The organism is Rhodococcus chondri (genome assembly GCF_036327435.1).
Taxonomy (GTDB): Bacteria; Actinomycetota; Actinomycetes; order Mycobacteriales; family Mycobacteriaceae; genus Rhodococcus; species Rhodococcus chondri.
In genome coordinates, this window is the sequence record NZ_JAUZMZ010000321.1 from 1 (window position 1) to 2,514 (window position 2,514).

At 66.9% G+C, this 2,514-nt stretch carries 5 protein-coding genes; 2 read left to right on the forward strand and 3 right to left on the reverse strand.

Annotated elements, in window-relative coordinates; translation table 11 throughout:
- A partial coding sequence (locus Q8814_RS25655; RefSeq protein ID WP_330154762.1) for a hypothetical protein occupies window positions 1-199 on the reverse strand: 199 nt, incomplete at its 3' end.
- A 136-nt stretch (window positions 200-335) separates the two neighbouring features.
- Here Q8814_RS25655 and Q8814_RS25660 point away from each other — a divergent pair.
- Window positions 336-818, forward strand: a complete 483-nt coding sequence (locus tag Q8814_RS25660; RefSeq protein WP_330154763.1) for a pyridoxamine 5'-phosphate oxidase family protein — start codon at window positions 336-338, stop codon at window positions 816-818.
- Here the strand turns inward: Q8814_RS25660 and Q8814_RS25665 are convergent.
- Entirely contained in the window at window positions 784-1,284 is a 501-nt protein-coding gene (locus Q8814_RS25665) for a DUF1707 SHOCT-like domain-containing protein (protein ID WP_330154764.1), read from the reverse strand. The genes Q8814_RS25660 and Q8814_RS25665 overlap by 35 nt on opposite strands.
- A 98-nt stretch (window positions 1,285-1,382) precedes the next feature.
- Between Q8814_RS25665 and Q8814_RS25670 the strand changes: the two genes are divergently transcribed.
- Window positions 1,383-1,907 (forward strand): PadR family transcriptional regulator, encoded by a 525-nt coding sequence (locus Q8814_RS25670; RefSeq protein ID WP_330154765.1) that lies wholly within the window; start codon window positions 1,383-1,385, stop codon window positions 1,905-1,907.
- A gap of 113 nt (window positions 1,908-2,020) precedes the next feature.
- Here the strand turns inward: Q8814_RS25670 and Q8814_RS25675 are convergent.
- A partial coding sequence (locus Q8814_RS25675) for an NAD(P)/FAD-dependent oxidoreductase (RefSeq protein WP_330154766.1) occupies window positions 2,021-2,514 on the reverse strand: 494 nt, incomplete at its 5' end.

Here is a 2,514-nt window from a genome sequence, read left to right on the forward strand (position 1 = left end):
CCTGGTATCGGCGCAGCGCACGCTGTTCGTGCGCTCCACCGAGCCGCGCGGTTCGCTCGAGCATCGGGTCGTCCGCGGCGGCGAGGCGCAGGGCGGGATCGAGTGTCGCGTCGAGGTTGCTGAGCAGCGCGAACTCGCATCCGGCAGCCTCGGCCACGTCGCGGGCGCTGTAGATCAGTACATCGTCGAGCAGAAACATCGGCGTCCCCTACCTCGCGACTGCAGTTGCTCGACTATCGCAGACCGGCACGACAGCGCGCATTGTGTCGCGAGGTGCGGGGTGAGAACATGATGAGGCAGCATCGAGAACGAAATTCTCACAGACGGAGGGGTGCATGACGACAGGGGAAGCCGTCGGGCGGCAGCGCCGAGGCCGGTCCATCGCGATGTCGAGCGACGAGGTCGACATGTTCCTGGCGGAACAGCGCACGTGTCGTGTGGCAACGGTCGGCGGCGACGGCAGCCCGCACGTCGCCCCGTTGTGGTTCGTCTGGGACGGCGCATTCCTGTGGCTGAATTCGATCGTGCGGAGTCAGCGCTGGGCCGACCTCCGGCGCGATCGGCGGATTGCCGTCGTCGTCGACTCCGGGGAGCAGTTCACCGAGCTGCGCGGAGTCGAGATCCGCGGGACGGTCGCCGTCGTCGGCGACGTGCCGCGTGGCTCCGGGCCCGACGGAGTGCTCCACAGCGTGGAGCTTGCCTTCGCTCGAAAGTATTCGGGCAGGGATGAATTCGTCTCCGACGGCCGGCACGCCTGGCTTCGGGTCACCGCCGACTCGGTAGTCAGCTGGGACTTCGGGAAGAACCGCCGACGATGACCTTCGGGTAGGCGAAGGACGCGGGGTGGGCGTGTTCCCGGTGGGTTCGCGACCGCGGTCCGCAACCGCCGCCTTCGATGCCGAGCACCGTCCGGCCGAGAAGTACCAGACCCCACGGGCCGAGCACCCAGATCGGCCACGGGTAGACCCACGAGGCGGTGGCGAGCGAGACGACGGCCCAGATCGCCACGTTGAGACCTCCGATGCCCAGCCATGCGGACCACTCGACCCGCTGGTGAGTGGGCAGGCGTCGGCCCGGGGCCGGGTCGCGTGCCGGTTGCGGCACTGTCACGGCCGGCAGGTCGTCGAAAACCCGGAGTGCTTCGTCGACGGTCACGGCGCGGTAGACACGTGCGACGCGCTGGTCGAATTCGTCGATGGTGAGGCGTCCGGCAGTGAGATTGCCGCCGAGTCGTTCGACGAGTTGTTCGCGCTCCGCGTCCGAGATTCGCTGTTCGGGGGCCATGGGATCCTCCCGGAACTTCCATTGTGGAATGTCGTCGATATCTATGATCGATATGCCACAGTGGAATGTCAAGACCCGAGTCGTGGAAGGATCACGCGATGGCCGATCGACCGATCAACGCAACTGCCGCTTCCCTGCTCGGGTTCCTGCACGAAGGCCCGATGACCGGATGGGACCTCGTCACCACGGTGCAGCAGCGGATCGGCCAGTTCTGGTCGATCACGACCAGCCAGGTCTATCGCGAGCTCGCGGCGATGGAACGCGCCGGACTGATCGATGCCGGGGTGAAGGGACCCCGCGACCGCAAGCCCTACACCCTCACCGACGAGGGGCGGCAGGTGTTCGCCGACTGGATCGACCGCGACCCGGGGCCCGAGAACATCCGTCATCCACTGTTGCTCACCGTCACATTCGGTGACCACCTGCCACCCGAGCGGTTGACGCAGATGCTCGCAGCCCACCGCGCGGCACACGAACGGCAACTCGCCGAGTACGAAAAAGAACGCGACGAGTGCGCGGTCTCCGGTTTCGGCGCAGCAACCCTCGATTTCGGCATCGCCTACGAACGCGCCGTACTCGAGTGGCTCGACCGGATGGACAAGCGGCCGGCGCAACAGTCCTGACAGAGCCCGTTCGACGCGGTATCGACTTTCATCTCGGTATCGACTTCAGTTCAGTATCGATCTCAACGCAGTATCGAAGTCAACGCAGTATCGAAGTCAACGCAGTATCGATGTCAACGCAGGGGATCGAAGTGCTGCAACACCGGATCCGGCTTCCCGGTCATCGCTTCCGCGAGTAGCCGTCCCGTCAACGGCCCCAGCGCCACACCCCACATCCCGTGCCCCCCCGCGACGAACACGCGGGGCGAGCGCGTACCCCCGATGAGCGGCAGGCCGTCCGCGGTGCACGGCCGCGACCCGACCCACTCCTCGGTGCGGGCTTCCCACTCGACGCCGCGCAGCAGCGGTCTCGCGGCGTCGACGATGGCCTGCACACGCCGCGGATCGAGCGGGGCGTCGGGGCTGCGGAACTCCATCATTCCGGCGATACGGAACCGGTCGTGCAGCGGCGTGCACGCAACTCGTTGCACAGGAAAGTAGACGGGGTTCTTCGGCAGCTCGTCGGGACGGACGCTGAAGCTGTAACCCCGACCGGCCTGCACCCGGGTGCGCACCCTGAACGGGTGGGCGAGCGCGTTCAGCCACGCGCCGGTCGCGACGACCACCG

What these genes read in the sequence shown, in the direction of transcription:
- Q8814_RS25660 (WP_330154763.1), top strand. Translation starts at nt 336, where the DNA reads ATGACGACAGGGGAAGCCGTCGGGCGGCAGCGCCGAGGCCGGTCCATC.
- Q8814_RS25665 (WP_330154764.1), bottom strand. Translation starts at nt 1,284, where the DNA reads ATGGCCCCCGAACAGCGAATCTCGGACGCGGAGCGCGAACAACTCGTC.
- Q8814_RS25670 (WP_330154765.1), top strand. Translation starts at nt 1,383, where the DNA reads ATGGCCGATCGACCGATCAACGCAACTGCCGCTTCCCTGCTCGGGTTC.